At 64.2% G+C, this 16,962-nt stretch carries 13 protein-coding genes and 2 pseudogenes; 10 read left to right on the top strand and 5 right to left on the bottom strand.

Annotated features, from left to right (window positions below):
* Nucleotides 1-90 precede the first annotated feature (90 nt).
* Both OWC48_RS04865 and OWC48_RS04860 read right to left on the bottom strand, forming a co-directional pair.
* Nucleotides 91-543: a phasin family protein gene (locus tag OWC48_RS04865; protein ID WP_282518915.1), complete on the bottom strand. Its 453-nt coding sequence runs from the start codon at nt 541-543 to the stop codon at nt 91-93.
* Between the two features lie 399 nt (nt 544-942).
* A pseudogene (locus tag OWC48_RS04860) lies at nt 943-1,089 on the bottom strand (carbon-nitrogen hydrolase family protein); the annotation flags it as partial.
* A 2-nt stretch (nt 1,090-1,091) separates the two neighbouring features.
* Between OWC48_RS04860 and OWC48_RS04855 the strand changes: the two are divergent.
* Both OWC48_RS04855 and OWC48_RS04850 read left to right on the top strand, forming a co-directional pair.
* Nucleotides 1,092-1,193 (top strand): annotated as a pseudogene (locus OWC48_RS04855) (EamA family transporter); the annotation flags it as partial.
* Nucleotides 1,194-1,757: 564 nt separating this feature from the next.
* On the top strand, nt 1,758-2,981 hold the full coding sequence (locus OWC48_RS04850; RefSeq protein WP_282518914.1) for a hypothetical protein: 1,224 nt from the start codon (nt 1,758-1,760) through the stop codon (nt 2,979-2,981).
* Nucleotides 2,982-3,193: 212 nt separating this feature from the next.
* Here OWC48_RS04850 and OWC48_RS04845 read toward each other — a convergent pair whose 3' ends face one another.
* Complete coding sequence (locus OWC48_RS04845) at nt 3,194-4,933, bottom strand: methyl-accepting chemotaxis protein (RefSeq protein WP_282518913.1); 1,740 nt, start codon at nt 4,931-4,933, stop codon at nt 3,194-3,196.
* 219 nt (nt 4,934-5,152) lie between these two features.
* Between OWC48_RS04845 and OWC48_RS04840 the strand changes: the two genes are divergently transcribed.
* The 4 genes from OWC48_RS04840 (at nt 5,153) to OWC48_RS04825 (ending at nt 11,636) form a co-directional block, all read left to right on the top strand.
* Nucleotides 5,153-6,535, top strand: a complete 1,383-nt coding sequence (locus OWC48_RS04840; RefSeq protein WP_282518912.1) for an ethanolamine ammonia-lyase subunit EutB — start codon at nt 5,153-5,155, stop codon at nt 6,533-6,535.
* Between the two features lie 150 nt (nt 6,536-6,685).
* Complete coding sequence (locus OWC48_RS04835; RefSeq protein ID WP_282518911.1) at nt 6,686-8,272, top strand: B12-binding domain-containing radical SAM protein; 1,587 nt, start codon at nt 6,686-6,688, stop codon at nt 8,270-8,272.
* A 6-nt stretch (nt 8,273-8,278) separates the two neighbouring features.
* Entirely contained in the window at nt 8,279-9,061 is a 783-nt protein-coding gene (eutC, locus tag OWC48_RS04830) for an ethanolamine ammonia-lyase subunit EutC (protein WP_282518910.1), read from the top strand.
* 208 nt (nt 9,062-9,269) lie between these two features.
* On the top strand, nt 9,270-11,636 hold the full coding sequence (locus tag OWC48_RS04825) for an RND family transporter (protein ID WP_282518909.1): 2,367 nt from the start codon (nt 9,270-9,272) through the stop codon (nt 11,634-11,636).
* 28 nt (nt 11,637-11,664) lie between these two features.
* Here the strand turns inward: OWC48_RS04825 and OWC48_RS04820 are convergent, their stop codons facing one another.
* Together OWC48_RS04820 and OWC48_RS04815 are read right to left on the bottom strand one after the other, a co-directional pair.
* Nucleotides 11,665-12,498, bottom strand: coding sequence for a hypothetical protein (locus tag OWC48_RS04820; protein WP_282518908.1), 834 nt, complete (start codon nt 12,496-12,498; stop codon nt 11,665-11,667).
* 69 nt (nt 12,499-12,567) lie between these two features.
* Nucleotides 12,568-13,065, bottom strand: coding sequence for a hypothetical protein (locus tag OWC48_RS04815; RefSeq protein ID WP_282518907.1), 498 nt, complete (start codon nt 13,063-13,065; stop codon nt 12,568-12,570).
* Nucleotides 13,066-13,522: 457 nt separating this feature from the next.
* On the opposite strand from OWC48_RS04815, the gene OWC48_RS04810 reads away from it, so the two are divergent.
* The 4 genes from OWC48_RS04810 (at nt 13,523) to hpnE (ending at nt 16,918) form a co-directional block, all read left to right on the top strand.
* Nucleotides 13,523-13,756: a hypothetical protein gene (locus OWC48_RS04810; RefSeq protein WP_028143219.1), complete on the top strand. Its 234-nt coding sequence runs from the start codon at nt 13,523-13,525 to the stop codon at nt 13,754-13,756.
* 192 nt (nt 13,757-13,948) lie between these two features.
* Nucleotides 13,949-14,833: a squalene synthase HpnC gene (hpnC, locus tag OWC48_RS04805; RefSeq protein ID WP_282518906.1), complete on the top strand. Its 885-nt coding sequence runs from the start codon at nt 13,949-13,951 to the stop codon at nt 14,831-14,833.
* Nucleotides 14,823-15,662 (top strand): presqualene diphosphate synthase HpnD, encoded by an 840-nt coding sequence (gene hpnD / locus OWC48_RS04800; protein WP_282518905.1) that lies wholly within the window; start codon nt 14,823-14,825, stop codon nt 15,660-15,662. The genes hpnC and hpnD overlap by 11 nt, the downstream gene beginning before the upstream one ends.
* Nucleotides 15,662-16,918 (top strand): hydroxysqualene dehydroxylase HpnE, encoded by a 1,257-nt coding sequence (hpnE, locus tag OWC48_RS04795; protein WP_282518904.1) that lies wholly within the window; start codon nt 15,662-15,664, stop codon nt 16,916-16,918. Before hpnD ends, hpnE begins: the two co-directional genes overlap by 1 nt.
* Nucleotides 16,919-16,962 lie beyond the last annotated feature (44 nt).

Here is a 16,962-nt window from a genome sequence, read left to right as displayed (position 1 = left end):
CCGAGCATGAGGTGGGCATGCTCGTGGCGGAGCTTGGTCCAACCGGCCGGATCTCCCTCTTGAACGAACCTGGATGTAGTTGACTGCGGCTTAGCTGCCCTGGTGAAGCACCTTGGCGACGCGCCTCCTGAGCGGCTCGCCAGTTTCTGTCGCGAACTTCTGCGTCAGAACCCACAGGTCCTTGCTCTGGGCGGATGCGGTATCGAAAGTCCTGCGCGCCTGTTCAGTCGACACGGCAACGACATCGCTCGTCGACCTGCTACCCAGGAGGTGAATGAAGAAATCGATCGCGGAGGCGGTATTGGCGTTCGAGATCTCGATCATCTTGAGGCCGTAGTCGGTCGCGCTCCTTGCGTTGGTCGAATAAGTCTCGCGCAGTGCTTCGGCCATCTCTTCGGTCGCAGCTTTGATCTTCTCGCAGCCTTCCCGCGCGCGGGTCACGCCCTGGTCGGAAACTTCCCTAAGCACGCCGTGCAGAGCAAACTTCGGGAATTCGAACGACGGCATCGCAAAGCCGTTCCTTCCGTTCGGTTCAGCTTTCATTTCACTTTCACTCACGACTATCCCCATACTCAAGTGACACCGTTTCCCGCGACGCTGGTTTGCGCCGCAGGAGTTCGTGGAGGCGGGATGCCCGCTTCCGTATCCGATCGATTTTTGATGAGCTTCTGTCCAGCCCGGTTACCACTATGTCCCAAGTGATATGAGGTGTCCGTTCGCTTTGCGACTCTCGACAAAAATTCTTGGGACGATGTCAAGTCACACAATTGTCATATCAACAGAAGGTGCTGTGCAAATATCCGAAGCACGGAATAGATCGGCAGCAGTAGCGGACAGGATTATCCCAATCGCTCCCCAATTTCGGCTTGACCGGCCGCTTGCAGCGCAGCGCCGGTCGGTGGCTGCGCGGCCTCGTCGAAAAATTTCGTCGGCGCAAGCCGCGTAGTAGCCGACGACATCGTGGAATTGCTGCGGCTCGACGCATTTGTTGAGGTCGATGTCTGCGTAGGCGATGCCTTCTTCGTCTTGCAGCGTGTCGCCGAAAACGTCACCGGTCGGATCGACGAAAAAGCTCGCCGCGCACTTGGTGGGTCATGGTGATGTCGTTGCTCCTTGAACATGGACAAGCGGCGAGCCTTGTCACGGCGGACGGACATCGGTGGCTGGCGCTCGCCTACACAGTCTTCATCGGACGAAGCGCTTGGGGGGAGAAATGTGGCTCCGCGGCCTCAATTTGGAAGACCGTACCGGTGCGACGGCGCGCAGGATGCCGCGCGCAGCCCCCGGCGTCTCGCCATTCGACCTGACATTTAACCATGAAACGGCACTGTTTCAGGTCGCTGCGGTATTGTTTCAGATCATTGTAGCACAATAGTAACGACTCTCGATTGAAAGTGGCGCTGAGTGCGCGCTGCGGCAGGTCCGCGCACGGGTGAGAGAATAGACCGCTTCCGTCGAGGAGAGGGCCTTTGCCGGCGTCAAGAGAGGCGGTCACGCCCCTGGCCATGTCAGGAAGCACGTTTAGCATGAGCTACCGCTGGATCATCGTGTCGGCGATCCTGCTGATGGCCTTGCTCGTTCAAATGCCTGTCGTTCTCAACGCGGATTTGAGCTGCCTGCTGACCGAAGGCGAGAAAGTTCTCGATGGCGGAAGGCTCGGCGTCGACGTCTTCGAGCTGAATCCACCGCTGTCGGTCTATTTGTACATGCCGGCGTTGCAGCTTGCGCGCGTCACCGGCATTGCCCCCGAGATCATCGTGATCATCCTGGTGATGATCGAGATCGTTGCCGCGCTCGCCATCATCGATCGCGCCGCTGCGGCGGCAAAGCTGGAAGCCGACGAGAGGAGCATTACGGCGTGCGTGCTCGCATTCCTGTTCGCGATTTTTCCCGGCGCCGTATTCGGACAGCGTGAACACATCGCCGTCATTGCGATGACGCCGTTCGTCGCCATCGCTGCGATCCGCTGGCGCGGGCTTGCGCCCGGACCGGTTGCGATCCTGGCGGGACTGGGTGCCGGGTTGGCCATGAGCCTGAAGCCCTACCTGACCCTCGTGGTCGGTCTGCCGATCATCATCTGCGTCCTCCGTCAACGCTCCATCAGACCCTTGTTCACCCCCGAAGCGTGTGCGGCCGCTGCCGTCGTCATCGGCTACGGAGCGGTGCTCGCCATCTTCTTTCCGGCTTATCTGTTGACCTTTGCCCCGATGGTCACTGCCGCCTATGTGCCATTGAGGATGGATTTCGGCGGTCTGCTGTTTTTCCCGGCCGTTATGCTGGTCGCTTCCGTCGGCCTCGTGCGCCTGTTGGCTCCGCACGACTTCAAATGGGAAGGCGGCGCAACGCCGTGGCTGGCCGCAGCGGTTGGCGGAGCGGCGAGTTTCATCATCCAGGGCAAGGGCTGGACCTACACCGCATTTGCGCTTTGCATGTTTGCGAGTGCCGCGCCATTGCTGCAGGCTCGCACGAAGACGTTGCGCCTGCCTGTGATGATCTGCGCTCTTGCTGCGATTGTGTGCATCGGCTCCCGTTTATCCCTTCAGGTGCGGCCGTTCCCGCCACTGGAGGGGCGTATCCTGGCCCTTGCAAAGCATCCGCGGCTGATCACGATCGGCGATCACGTCGCTCTCGGGCATCCGCTCGTCCGTCAGATCAATGCGACCTGGGCGGGCAACACGTGTGGGCAGGCGTTGGCGGCCGGCTCGATGCTTCAACAGAAGAGCTCGCAACTGCCCGAGGATGAGCGAGCGAAACTGGACGGCATCATCAATTTCGAGCGGCGGCTGCTGCTCGCGGACCTGCGAGCCGGTCGGCCGAACGTGATTCTCGTGGATACCTATCTGCTGAGCTCAATGCCGTTCGATTGGCTGGCCTGGGCCAAATCGGACCCCGACCTCAAGGCGGAGTTGAGCCGTTATCGTGAAGTCGAGGATGCCGACGGCCGCGTTCGCATATTGGTCGATCCATCGAGTTCGGAATGATAGTCCCGTCTCGCTTGGGGGCTGAATGCGCCATGATGACATCATGCCAGTGTTTTGCCCGACGCGTCAAACACATTTCGTAAAATCAGCAGGCGTTCGCGCCGGCGATCAAGCCATTGATTCAGCTATCCCTGCCTACTGTGCATGGGGTTGTTTTCCGGATTTTTGTTGGGCAGACCCCACCGCCGCCTTCGGCCGCGGTGGACGCGCCGTCACCCGGCCTTGGCGACGCGGCTGTCCGCCGCGCCCGAACGCAGGTTCTGGAAGAACTTTTCCACCTCGCGCGACAGCGTGTCCGCCGTGTCCGTCAGGCTGCTCGCCGCCGTCAGCACGGAGGTTGCCGCCGTGTCGGTCTCGCCGATGGCGTCGCGCAGCGAGGTGATGTTGGCGACCAGGGTCTCGTTGCCCTGCGCGGCGCTTTGCGCGTTGGACGAGATCTCGCGCGTGGCGGCGTCCTGCTGGCCGATGGCGCCGGCGATTGCCGAGGTGACGTCGTTGATCTCGCGCACGGCGCCGCCGATCTCGCGCACGGCATCGACCGCGTTGCGAGTGGACGCCTGGATCATCGAGACGTTCTCGCCGATCTCGGCGGTCGCCTTGGCGGTCTGACCCGCCAGCGCCTTCACTTCGTGCGCGACCACGGCAAAGCCGCGGCCGGCGTCACCGGCGCGCGCGGCTTCGATGGTGGCGTTGAGCGCGAGCAGATTGGTCTGCTCGGCGATCGCCTGGATCAGATTGAGCACGCCGTCGATGCGCTGGGTGGCGGCCGCGAGGCTTTCGATCTCGGAGATCGACTTCTCGGTGCGCTGGCCGGTCTGCTCGACGGCGCCTGCGGACTGCCGGACCTGGCGGCCGATCTCCACCACCGACGCGGACAGCTCCTCGGCCGCGCCTGCCACCGCCGTGACGTTGCGCGAGGCCTGCTCGGTGGCGTTCGCCGCGGTGCCGGCGCGGCTGCTGGCATCCGCCGTGACACGGGTGATGGTCTGTGCCGTCTCGCGCATGACGGAGGCGTTGTCGCTGAGGCCGCGCATGATCGCGCCGATCGCCTCGCGAAACGCCTCGACGGATTGCTCGATGTGGCGGGCGCGCTGCTCGCGGGCCGCGGAGTCCTGCGAGACCTGCGAGGCGAGATTGCGGTTGCGGCCCATCGCGTCCTGGAAGATCTGGATGGCGCGTGCCAACGCGCCGATCTCGTCGGCGCGGTCGGAGTGCGGCACCACGACATTCTCGGCGCCGTCCGCGACCTGCTCGATGGTCGCGGTGATGGCGGAGAGGGGACGGGCGATCGAGCGGGCGATGATGACGATGCCGATCACGACGAGGGCCAGCGCGACGCCGCCGAGGCAGGTCAGCACGAAGGAGAGGGTGCGATTGGTCTCGGTCTCGTGCGCGATCTGCCTGGCGCGTTCGGCATAGACCTTGGACAGCGCCTCGAGATCCTTGTTCAGCGCCGAGCGCACGGCGCGATTGGCGTCGTTGTCGCCCCATTCGCGGCCCGCGGCCGCATTGATCTCGACGCCGCGGCGCACCAGCTCTTTGCGGAATTCGACGAACTGCTCGATGCGCTTCTTGAACGTGGCGAACTGCTCGGCATCGTCGGCTTTGACGATGGTCTCCCAGCGCTTCACGACGTCGAGGATCTGGGCGTTGAACTTGAGCAGGCCTTCGCCGTATTTCTTCACGACGGCCGGTTCGGTCGTCATGTAGACGCCGCGCGATTCCATCACGACCGCGTAGACCAGCGAGTTGACCCGCTCGACATTGAGGGCTGCGGCGTTCGCCGTCTCGATCGCGCTCGTCAACTCGGCGCTGCGGCGGCTGTTGTAGTCGGACAGCAGCGCGATCGCCGCCGTGAGCAGCGCGAACAGCGCGAAGATCGCATAGAGCTTGGTCGCAAGCGTGAAACGGCCTGCCAGCCCCGTGGCATTCCCAGAACGGTCGGTTGTCATGCTTTTCAGAGGCCCCAATGGCCGGCAGCGGCCGGAGAGCGCGGTCGTATAGAATTGATGCAAAACTATGCAGAATGAAGATGGACGCCGTCTTAACGCCGTGGCCCGGCCCCTTCGTCCTTAGTCGAAAGAAAAGTAAGATATTTCAGTGTCTTGATCTGGGTATAGTTTGGGATCGCGCTGATGTCGGCCACTGGCCGATGAACCCCGGAGGGGCCTTTGGTCTACCGCCACACAATCGACGCCACGACCTACACATTCCCGGACCTGCGCGACCTGCTCGCCAAGGCGACACCGCCGCGCTCCGGCGACCGGCTGGCCGGGATTTCCGCCGCAAGCGCCGAGCAGATGATCGCGGCGCGGATGGCGCTCGCCGACGTCCCGCTCGGGCAGTTCTTGCAGGAAGCGGTCATCCCCTACGAAGCCGACGAGGTCACCCGCCTCGTGATCGACAGCCACGATGCCAAGGCATTCGCGCCGGTGGCTTCGCTGACGGTCGGCGCCTTTCGCGACTGGCTGCTGTCGGACGTGGCGACATCAGAGGTTTTGCGCGGGCTGGCGGGCGGCATCACCCCGGAGATGGCGGCCGCGGTCTCAAAGCTGATGCGCAACCAGGACCTGATCCTGGCGGCGCGGAAATGCGAGGTCACCACCGCCTTCCGCAACACCATCGGCCTGAAGGGGCGGATGAGCACGCGGCTCCAGCCCAACCATCCCTTCGACGATGCCAGGGGCATCACCGCCTCGATCCTCGACGGCATCCTGTTGGGGGCCGGCGATGCCTGCATCGGCATCAATCCGGCGAGCGACGATCCCGCTGTCATCGCGCAATTGCTGCGGCTGCTCGACGAGATCATCGCCCGGCTGAAGATCCCGACGCAAGCTTGCGTGCTGACCCATGTCACGACGACGCTGTCGCTGATCGGGCAGGGCGTGCCGGTCGACCTCGTCTTCCAGTCGGTCGCCGGCACCGAGGCCGCCAATCGCAGCTTTGGCGTCGACCTCGCGCTCCTGAAGGAGGCGCAGCAGGCCGGCCTGTCGCAGAAGCGCGGCACGGTCGGCGAGAACGTGATGTATTTCGAGACCGGCCAGGGCTCGGCGCTGTCGGCGGGCGCCCATCATGGCGTCGACCAGCAGACCTGCGAGGCGCGGGCCTATGCGGTCGCCCGCGCCTATGCGCCATTGCTGGTCAACAGCGTGGTCGGCTTCATCGGGCCGGAATATCTCTACGACGGCAAGGAAATCATCCGCGCCGGGCTGGAGGATCATTTTTGCGGCAAGCTGCTCGGCCTGCCGCTCGGGATCGACATCTGCTACACCAACCACGCCGAGGCGGACCAGGACGACATGGACAATCTGCTGACGCTGCTGGCGGCCGCCGGCGTCACCTTCATCATGGGTGTCCCCGGGGCCGACGACGTCATGCTGAACTACCAGTCGACCTCTTTTCACGACGCGCTCTATGTCCGCGACGTCTTCGGGCTGCGCCGCGCGCCGGAATTCGACGACTGGCTGGTGCAGTCGGGGATTGCGGGCGCCGATTTCCGTCTTGCCGGCGATGCAGGCCTGCTCCCCGATTTTGCCTCGCGTCTGATCGCCTGACGCGGCGGGAGCGCCCGGGCTCATAGGAAACCATTGGTCCCTCTCGGAATTATCGTCCTGCCACAATATTGAGAAATTCCGCCGACAGCATTACGCTATGGTCTGGCTGGCAATTTCCGCAGCTATGTCGACCGTGGCGGGGGAGCTTTGATGCGAGCTGAAAGTAACGGTACGGCCCGGCGGATTCTGTGCGTGTTTCCGCGGTACACCTCGTCGTTCGGGACGTTCGAGCATTCCTATCCATTGACCGACGGCGTCCGCGCCTTCATGCCCCCGCAGGGGCTTTTGCTGCTCGCGGCCTATCTGCCCGAGGACTGGGAGGTCAAGTTCGTCGACGAGAATCTCCGTCGCGCGACCAACGAAGAGTTCGCGTGGGCGGAGGCGGTCTTCGTCAGCGGCATGCACATCCAGCGCCAGCAGATGAACGACATCTGCCGCCGCGCCCATGAATTCGATCTCCCGGTCGCGCTCGGCGGTCCCTCCGTCAGCGCCTGCCCGGACTATTATCCGTCGTTCGACTATCTCCATGTCGGCGAGCTCGGCGACGCCACCAATCAGTTGCTCGAGATGTTGGCGCGCGACACGTCGCGTCCCGGGGAGCAGGTGGTGCTCACCACCAAGGACCGCGTGCCGATGACGGAGTTTCCGATCCCGGCCTACGAACTCGCCGACGTGAAGAAGTACTTCCTCGGCAGCATCCAGTATTCCAGCGGCTGCCCCTATCAGTGCGAGTTCTGCGACATCCCCGGCCTCTACGGCCGCAATCCACGCCTTAAGTCGCCCGAGCAGATCATCGCCGAGCTCGACCGCCTGCGCGAATGCGGCATGACCGACACGGTCTATTTCGTCGACGACAATTTCATCGGCAACCGCAAGGCGGCGATGGACCTGCTGCCGCATCTGATCGAATGGCAGAAGCGGACCGGCTATGTGGTGCGGCTCGCCTGCGAGGCGACGCTCAACATCGCCAAGCGGCCCGAGATCCTCGAGAAGATGCGCGAGGCCTATTTCATCACCATCTTCTGCGGCATCGAGACGCCCGATCCCGACGCGCTGAAGGCGATGCACAAGGACCACAACATGATGGTCCCGATCCTCGAGGGCGTGCAAACGATCAATTCCTACGGCATGGAGGTCGTGTCCGGCATCATCATGGGGCTCGACACCGACAAGCCGAACACCTCGGAGGCGCTGCTGGCCTTCGTCGAGGAGTCCCGGATTCCGCTGCTCACGATCAACCTGCTCCAGGCGCTGCCGAAGACGCCGCTGTGGGACCGTCTGGAGCGCGAGGGACGCCTGATCGAGGATGACGGCCGCGATTCCAACGTCGACTTCCTGTTGCCCTATGACGAGGTCGTCGCATCCTGGAAGCACGCCATGAGCGTCGCCTACGAGCCCGAGAAGGTCTACGCGCGCTTCCAATATCAATGCGACAACGTCTATGTGCACCGCCTGAAGATGCCGACACCGGACGAGATGAAGACCTGGCCCAACATCCGGCGCGGTCTCGTCATGCTACGCAACATCTTCTGGAAGGTCGGCGTGCTCGGCGACTACAGGCGCGTGTTCTGGAAGTTTGCGCTCGGACGCATCAAGCGCGGCGACCTCGAAGGGCTGATTGGCTGCACCTTGATCGCGCACCATCTCATCACCTTTGCGCGCGCGGCCTCCAGCGGCAAGCAGAACGCCTCGAACTATTCGCTGCGGCTGCGCGAGGCCTCCGTTCCCGCCGAATGACGCGACATGTCTGACCCGGCCGTCCCGCGCCGCCCGACCCTCGATCTGCGGTCGCTCACGCCCGCGCGCGTCGCGCTCGGCCGAAGCGGCGCGAGCGTGCCGACAAGGGCCTTGCTGGATTTCACGCTGGACCATGCCCGCGCCCGCGATGCCGTGCATGCAGTGTTCGACGCGCCGCGTCTGGTCGCCGATCTCCGCGCGCTTGGCCTCATCGTCACCGAGACGCGGAGCCAGGCGGTCGAGCGCAGGGATTATTTGCGGCGGCCGGATCTGGGACGACAACTCGATGCCGGCTCGGCCGAACTGTTGGCACGACATGGCTCGGAGCCGTGCCAGCTCGCGGTCGTGATCGGCGACGGCCTGTCGGCGGCGGCGGTCCATGCCCATGCGGTGGCGCTGGTGTCTCACCTGCTGCCGCTGCTCGCGGAAGGCGACGACGTCGCGATCGGACATGTCGTTGTCGCCTCAGGCGCGCGCGTCGCGCTCGGCGACGAGATCGGCGCCATTCTCGGCGCGCGCATGGTGGTGACACTGATCGGCGAGCGGCCGGGCCTGTCCGCGCCCGACAGCCTCGGCGCCTATCTGACCTTCGCGCCGAAGCCGGGCCGTACCGATGCCGAACGCAATTGCGTCTCGAACATCCACAAGGCCGGGTTGAGCCATGACGAGGCCGCCTTCAAGATCGCCTGGCTGGTCCGTGAGGGGATGGCCCGGGAGGTCACCGGCGTGGCGCTGAAAGACGAGAGCGGCGATCCTCCCGCTCGAATCGGGACGATTCGGCCGGAATGACCGATATCAAGGGTCGAAATCGCCGCATGTTGATCCAATTTGTGCGCTTGCGCGCGCTTGCGAGAGGGCGTTTGGACCTGCTAAACCCCTCGCGGCGATTTTCCGCGCATTTTCAAAGGGCAAGCCTCCCATTGGTATGGCATTTTCAAGCCGTTCGCGGGACGCAATAAGCTCACAGACCCGAGCCGATTTAGGAACTGGACAAGGCATGCTCGAAAAGCACCGCGAGAATGAGGTTCATGTCGACAAGGTCGAGCAGGGACCGACGTCCTCGATCGCCTTCGGGCTCGAGCGCATCGGGCTGATCGCCGTCCGGGCCCCGATCGTCTCCTGCATCGTTCTGCTCGCCCTGATCGTCGGTGCCGTGTTCGGCATTCACCGGATCAAGATCGACGATTCGCTGTCGCAGCTGTTCCGGTCCAACACGCCGGAATTCCGCCAGTATGAAGCGGTGACAAAGAAGTTTCCGGCCGAGGAATTCGACGTCCTCGTCGTGGTCGAGGGCAAGACCCTCCTGGCGCGGAATAACCTCGAGAAGCTGCGCGACTTCGTCACCGACATGCAGCTGGTCGAAGGCACGCGTGGCCTCGTCTCGCTGTTCTCGGCGCGCCAAGCGCCGGCGCCGGGCAAGCTGCCGGCGGCGCTGTTCCCGCCCGAACTGCCCGAGGGCGCGGCCTATGACAAGTTCATCGAGACCGTCAAGAACAACGAGATCATCCGCGGCAAGCTGTTGTCGGAGGACGGCACGCTGGCGCTGATCGTGCTCTCGCTCGATCCGGAGGTGGTCGCCTCCAGCAAGCTGACCAAGACCGTCGGCGACATCCGTGCGCTGATGAAGGAAGACCTCGGCGATACCGGCCTCAACGTGCAGCTCTCCGGCGTGCCGGTGATGCAGCTCGAGATCCGCAACGCGGTCGAGCGTGACGGGCTGACCTACAACATCCTCGGCATCCTGGCCGGCTGCGTTATCGCCATCATCTTCTTCCGCAAGATCTCGTTCATGGTCGCGGCGGCGTTTCCGCCGATGATCGCGATCCTGCTGGCGCTCGGTGCGCTCGGCTGGGCCAATTTCAATCTCAATATGTTCCTGAACGTGATGACGCCGCTCATCATGGTGATCAGCTTCTCGGACTCGATGCAGTTGACGTTCGCCGCGCGCGACCGGCTGATCGCAGGCCAGGACAAGTTCACCGCGTTCAAGAACGCGGTGCTGGTGGTGGGCCCGGCCTGCGTGCTGACGCACGGCACCGCCGGCATTTCCTTCATTGCGTTGCAATTCTCGGACTCCGACCTGATCCGCAAATTCGGCGAGGCGGGCCTCGCCGCCACCATCATCGCGCTGGTCGCGGTGCTGTCGCTGGTGCCGGTGTTCGGCGTGCTGCTCGTGCGCAACGAGAAAGTCTTTGCTTCCAAGTTCCAGAGCGCGGATGCCGGCGTGCAGGCGCTGCGCAATTTCTGCTACTGGATCGCGGTCCGCATGGTGGGCCGTCCCGGCCTGTTCAGCCTGATCGCGGTGCTGTTCGTCGCCGGCCTCGGCGTCATCTACGCCAATCTGGAGCCGCGCTACCGGCTCGCGGATCAGGTGCCGGACAAGCGCCAGGCCGTTGCCGCCAGCGACCGGCTCGATGCCAAGCTCACCGGTGCCAATCCGGTCAACGTGCTGGTCCAGTTCCCCAAGGGTGAGACGCTCTACTCGCCGGAGACGCTCCAGACCATCGCGGACGTACATGCGACCGTCGAGAAAGCCGCCGGTGTCGGCAACGTCTGGTCACTGGAGACCCTGCGCCGCTGGCTTGCGGACAAGGCCGGCAGCGCCGACGTCGCGACGCTGGAGGAATATGTCAACGTCATCCCCGAGCATCTGGTCCGGCGCTTCATCGACGCCGAGCAGGATGCCGTCGTAGTCGCAGGCCGCGTGCCGGACAAGGATTCCAGTCAGCTGCTACCGATCGTCGACAAGCTCGATTCCGAACTTGACGCCGTCCGCAAGAAGCATCCCGGCTACGAGATCGCGGTAACGGGTCTTGCCGCGATTGCCGCGCGCAATTCGGCCGGCATGATCGAGAAGCTCAACCGCGGCCTCACCGTCGAATTCGCGCTGGTCGCGATCTTCATCGGCCTGGCCTTCCGCTCCTGGGTCGTGATGTTCGCCTGCATCCTGCCGGGTATCTTCCCGGTGGTGATGTCGGGAACGGTGCTGTGGGCGATGGGCGAGGGCCTGCAATTTGCCAGTGTCGTGGCGCTGACCGTTTCGTTCGGCCTGGGCTTGAGCGCGACGATCCACTTCCTCAATCGCCTCAGGCTGGAGAGCAAGCCGGGCGTCGGCGCGGCGCTCGCGGTGGAGCGCGCGACAGTGCTGGTCGGCCCGGCGCTGATCCTGACCACGCTGGTGCTGGCCTGCGGTCTTGTCGTCACCGTGTTCTCCGACCTGCCGTCGCTGCGGCTGTTCGGCTGGCTCAGCGCCTTCTCGATGGTGATGGCGCTCGTCGCCGACCTCTTCATCCTGCGGCCGACGGCGATGTGGCTGATCAATTTGCACGCCAGGCTTCAGGGCCCCGACAAGCCGGCGATCTGAGCGGGCGGCGGCATACGCCGCCCTTTGATCACGCCTCGACGCGGACGATCCCGCACGGATTGAACTTGAAATCGTCCTCGGCGTAGTCCTGCTCCCGCGAGAGCGTAAGCTTGCGATCGCGTAGCGTCGCTTCGATGCCGTGTTCGGCCATGGCGTTGGCAATCTCCTCCATGAGCATCACCGCCGACCATTCGTTGCCGCGCGATTTCGCGACATAGATCTCCGGCAAGCCGACGAGGTGATAGCCGACGGTCTCGTAATAGCGATCGCCGCCGAGCGGACGCTTGGCGAAAGCAAGACGACACGCCTTGGCGACGGCGAGGGTCATGCCAAGGCCCTGACTGGTCTTTGCGCCCTTGCGTGCCTGATCGCCGAGACTGCGCCACCGCTCGAGGCCGTGGGCAACGCCTGCGCTTTCGCCCTTCACGGCGGTGGCGCCGGCCTCGATCATCTCCTCGACGATGCGCAAGGCCGCCGCCGAAAAGGCGACTGCCTTCTGCTGTTCCAGCGTCGGGCTCAGCAAATAGAGCACCGCTTTGTGGTTGGCCACGGCCGCTTCGTCCGCGGCAGACCAGGCTTTCGGGAAGACGCGATCCCAGCACACGCCGAACGACCGCTCCATGTGCGGATCGGGTTTGGCCTGCGAATAGGTGTGGTCGATCTCGAAGTTGAAATCCGCGATCGTCTTGGCCACCGCCTTCGGCGGATGCAGCAGGCTCTCGTCCTTGCCGAGGAAGCAGAGCACGTGACGCGGTTTCACCGACGAAGGCTGCATGCTCGCTCCCGGCTGGTCATTGGCGAAGGCGCGACTGGCTACGAAGAGCCCGGCGGCCTTGAGCAGATGTCTGCGAATTGGGTCCATGTCCGTGTCAGCAAAAAGCCCCCGGCTCGCGAGAACCGGAGGCGTATTCCTCTCGAAGCGGGAAGGGCGTCAGCCCTTCGTCATCGTGATGTTGACGCCGCGGATCTCGCCCTTCGAGCTGATCTGCACCGTCTGCTTGGTGCCGTTTGTGCGCAGCGACAGGTTGGCGGCGAAGCCGTTGGCCTCGACGAACACCTCGATCTGGCCGCCGCCGGCGGTGCCCTGGAGGTTGCCGAAGATGTTGCGGTTGGTCTCGCTCCAGTTGCCGGAGATTCGCTCGCCCTGGCTCGTCACGTCGCTGGTGAGGTCGAACTTGTAGCTGTCGGACGCGCAGTGCAGGGCCTGCTTGAGGCTGAGGCCGGTGCCTGCGACCTTGTAGTCGGCCTTGCAGCGGATGCGCTCAGTGCTGCCATCGGACAGCGACACCGTGCCAGTGCCGCTCCATGCACCGTCGAAACCTGCAAACGGTCCGGACGACTGAGCATGGCTTGTCGAGACTGAGAAGAGCAGCGCAGCCCCGATGCCGGCCGCCTTGATTGCCTGTCCAGATCGCCCAAAGAATTGCATTTTTGAATATCCCGTTTTCGAACGACGTTCGCTTAGGATGAACGTCTCGCCACATCGAAAGTTTAGTGTTCCGAGCCTGTGTCTGGTTCAAAGCCTGACAGCCAGGGACGGCGGTTCACGACGCCCTCGCGCCAGGTCAAGCTGCGCGATTCTCTCTGTTTCGCTGTGTTTCTGGCGGGAAAAGCAGGGCGGAGAGATGCAGCTCTGCAACAGGTGCGCATCAAAACGCGGTGTGCCAGAATTATGACGTAGTATCAAACTCTTACATCTGCCAATGAAGAGCGAGGGAAGACCTGATTTGGTGGCTGTGGCGCCAATTTGGCCGCATTTGCCAGTGCTTGTGCCTTCTCCGAGGCCGCACGTTCCGCGGCGACTTGCCATCAGAACAATCCGTTCCGGTCGTCCGCCTGTGCTGTCCGGGATCGGTGCGGTTCTGCCGTCAGAATGAAGGAATACAATGCGTAAGCTTCTCGTCGCTCTCACCCTGCTGTCGGCCTCCCTTTCGACGGCGGCATTCGCCCAGGCAGGACGCGGCACGGACGCGGAACAGAAGGCCTGCACGCGCGATGTGCAGAAGTTCTGCCGTCCGGTCATCGACCAGGGCGATTTCACCATCTTGGCCTGCCTCAAGGAGAACCGGGCCAAGATCTCGCAGGCCTGCGACCAGGTCCTGAAGACCCACAACCAGTAAGCTCGGCCACTGGCCCACCGAGGGCGGCCCCGGGGCCGCCTTTTCGGGCCGGATCCGGAAGGGCAGCCATCGAGAGACAGGATTGGTTTTGCGGCCGTATTCCCCTATATGGGGGCCGCGGCGGCATCGCCGGCATGAGCCCGCGCGAGCGAAAAAGCCCTTCCTGTCCAAACGATTGTAAACCAGCCCTCGATGACCTCTGCGAGCGAATTGCGATCCGGCAAGGGTGACCGCGACGAGAATTTTCCCGTCGCGTCCTGGATCATTCATCCGCGCCATCGCGCGCTGATCCTGGCGTACTACAATTTCGTCCGCACCGCCGACGACATCGCCGATCACGCGACGCTGCCGCCCGACCAGAAGCTCGCTTATCTCGACCTGCTCGAGGCGGAACTGCTCGGCGAGGGCGACACCCAGGCCGAAGCCGTCATTCTGCGGCGGGCGCTGGCCGAGCGAGGCATGGCGCCGCGCCACGCGCTCGACGTGCTCATCGCGTTCCGCATGGATGTCACCAAGCTGCGCTACGAAAACTGGGACGAGGTCATCCACTATTGCCGCTACTCGGCGATGCCGGTCGGCCGTTTCATGCTCGACGTCCACGGCGAGAGCACGTCGACCTGGGCGGCCTCGGACGCGCTCTGCGCGGCGCTCCAGATCAACAACCACCTCCAGGATTGCGGCAAGGATTTTCGCGAGCTCAATCGCGTCTATCTGCCGCGCGACGCGCTGGCCGCGAGTGGCGCCTCGGTCGAGCAGCTCGGGCTGACGCAGTCGCCGCCGGCGATGCTGGCCTGCCTTCATGCGCTCGCCGTGCGCAACGCAGCCCTGCTCGACGAGGGCAGGTCGTTAGCTGCGGAGATCCGCGATGTCCGTCTCGGCGTCGACGTTGCGGTGATCCAGGCCTATGCCGACCGCATCGTGCGCCTGCTCAAGGTGCGCGATCCCCTGCGCGAGCGCGTGCATCTGAACAAGTTCGAACTTCTCACTTTCAGCCTCGCCGGCATGATCGGCGAAGTCGGCCGCCGCGCGATCGGACGCAAGGCCATTTCAAGACCGGGGACTGCACATGACGCTTGAGGCGACCTCGCCCAGCGCCAATTACGGCTCGACGGCATCGAACAGCTCCTTCTACGCTGCGATGCGCATCCTGCCGCATGACCAGCGCGAAGCGATGTTTCAGATCTACAGCTTCTGCCGACAGGTCGACGACATCGCCGATTCCGACGGCCCCCGCGACGAGCGGCTTGCCGCGCTTCAGGAGTGGCGCAACGATATCGACGCGCTCTATCAGGGCCATCCGCCGCCGCGGCTGAAGGACTACGTCGGCTCGGTGAAGACATTTGGGCTGAAGCGCGAGGATTTCCTCGCGATCGTCGATGGCATGGAGATGGACGTACCGCAGGACATCCGCGCGCCCGACATGGCGACGCTCGATCTTTACTGCGATCGCGTCGCCAGCGCCGTGGGACGGCTGTCGGTGCGGGTGTTCGGCCTGCCCGAGGAAGACGGCATCCAGCTCGCCTACCATCTCGGCCGCGCGCTCCAGCTCACCAACATCCTGCGCGACATCGACGAGGACGCTGGCCTCGGCCGGCTCTATCTGCCGCGCGAGGCGCTGCTCCACGCCGGCATCACATCGAACGACCCGAACCGCGTGATCACCGAGCGCGCGCTGCCGAAGGTCTGCCAGCCGCTGACGCAGCGTGCGAAGGCGCATTTCGAGAAGTCTGACGAGATCATGAACCGCAACAAGCGCCGCGCCGTGCGCGCGCCGCGGATCATGTCGAAGTACTACCATTCCATCCTGGACCTCCTGATCGCGCGCGGCTTCAACGCGCCGCGCGAGCCCGTGCGTGTGTCGAAGGTCACGCGCATCCTGATCCTGCTCCGTTACGCTTTCATCTGATGCAAAAGACAGCTCACATCATCGGTGCTGGAATTTCCGGCCTCTCCGCCGCCGTGCGGCTCGCCAATGCGGGCTTCAAGGTCGCCGTCTACGAGGCGACGCACCAGGCCGGCGGCCGCTGCCGCTCCTATTTCGACGGCGCCACCAATCTCACCATCGACAACGGCAATCATCTGCTGCTGTCGGGCAACAGCCATGCGCGCACCTATGCCCGCTCGATCGGCACCGAGGCGGGCCTCGTCGGCCCCGAACGTGCGCAGTTTCCGTTCGTCGACATCAAGACCGGGCAACGCTGGCAGATCGATCTCGGCGATGGCCGGCTGCCGACCTGGGTGCTCGACGAGAGCCGCCGCGTTCCCGATACCGGCCTCGGCGATTATCTAAAGCTGGCGCCGCTGATCTGGGCGTCGGAGGAGACGCTGGTCGGCAAGTCCATTCCCTGCGAAGGCATCCTGTATCAACGGCTGGTGCAGCCGCTGCTGCTTGCGGCACTCAACGTCGATCCGCCCGAGGGCTCGGCCGGGCTTGCCGGCGCGATCGTGCGCGAGACGCTGCTTGCCGGCGGACAGGCGTGCCGGCCGCTGATCGCGCGCGACGGCCTGAGCGCCGTGCTGATCGAGCCTGCCGTCAAGTTCTTGCAGGAGCGCGGCCACACCGTTCAGCTCGGCCATGAGCTGCGTTCGTTTACGACCGGTGACGGCAAGGCCAGCGCGCTGAATTTCGGCGGCGAGGATGTGATCCAGCTCGGTGAGGGCGACGTCGTCGTGATGGCGGTGCCGCCGCGTGCCGCCGCGAGCCTGCTGCCCGGGCTGAAGACGCCGACCGAATTCCGCGCCATCGTGAACGCGCATTTCCGGTTCGAGCCGCCGCCGGGCTCGGCGCCGATCCTCGGCGTGATCGGCGGCGTCGTGGAATGGCTGTTCGCGTTCCCGAACCGGCTGTCCGTGACCATCAGCAATGGCGACCGCCTGGTCGACATGCCGCGCGAGGAACTCGCGCAGGCGATCTGGAACGACGTCTGCAAGGCGGGCGGGGTTTCCGGCGAGCTGCCCCCCTGGCAGATCGTTCGCGAGCGCCGTGCCACATTTGCGGCGACGCCGGCCCAGAATGCCCTGCGTCCGGGGCCGGCGACTGCGCTGAAAAACCTGTTTCTTGCCGGCGACTGGACTGCTACGGGATTGCCTGCAACCATCGAGGGATCGGTACGGTCCGGTGATCGCGCCGCCGATCTGGTTTTGGCCGCAAAGCGGCCCTGACGGGCAAAGTCCCGGTCAATTTCAATCGACTATCGGAGCAATCG

It is taken from the genome of Bradyrhizobium sp. Arg816 (genome assembly GCF_029989365.1).
Classification (GTDB): domain Bacteria; phylum Pseudomonadota; class Alphaproteobacteria; order Rhizobiales; family Xanthobacteraceae; genus Bradyrhizobium.
Note: the sequence above shows the minus strand (reverse complement) of the source record. Positions and strands in the feature narration are given on the sequence as shown.

Excerpts from the sequence above, each read along its gene's own strand:
- OWC48_RS04865 (WP_282518915.1), bottom strand. The coding sequence starts at position 543 with ATGAAAGCTGAACCGAACGGAAGGAACGGCTTTGCGATGCCGTCGTTC.
- OWC48_RS04845 (WP_282518913.1), bottom strand. The coding sequence starts at position 4,933 with ATGACAACCGACCGTTCTGGGAATGCCACGGGGCTGGCAGGCCGTTTC.
- OWC48_RS04835 (WP_282518911.1), top strand. The coding sequence starts at position 6,686 with ATGCGAGCTGAAAGTAACGGTACGGCCCGGCGGATTCTGTGCGTGTTT.
- eutC (WP_282518910.1), top strand. The coding sequence starts at position 8,279 with ATGTCTGACCCGGCCGTCCCGCGCCGCCCGACCCTCGATCTGCGGTCG.
- OWC48_RS04825 (WP_282518909.1), top strand. The coding sequence starts at position 9,270 with ATGCTCGAAAAGCACCGCGAGAATGAGGTTCATGTCGACAAGGTCGAG.
- OWC48_RS04820 (WP_282518908.1), bottom strand. The coding sequence starts at position 12,498 with ATGGACCCAATTCGCAGACATCTGCTCAAGGCCGCCGGGCTCTTCGTA.
- OWC48_RS04815 (WP_282518907.1), bottom strand. The coding sequence starts at position 13,065 with ATGCAATTCTTTGGGCGATCTGGACAGGCAATCAAGGCGGCCGGCATC.
- OWC48_RS04810 (WP_028143219.1), top strand. The coding sequence starts at position 13,523 with ATGCGTAAGCTTCTCGTCGCTCTCACCCTGCTGTCGGCCTCCCTTTCG.
- hpnC (WP_282518906.1), top strand. The coding sequence starts at position 13,949 with ATGACCTCTGCGAGCGAATTGCGATCCGGCAAGGGTGACCGCGACGAG.
- hpnD (WP_282518905.1), top strand. The coding sequence starts at position 14,823 with ATGACGCTTGAGGCGACCTCGCCCAGCGCCAATTACGGCTCGACGGCA.
- hpnE (WP_282518904.1), top strand. The coding sequence starts at position 15,662 with ATGCAAAAGACAGCTCACATCATCGGTGCTGGAATTTCCGGCCTCTCC.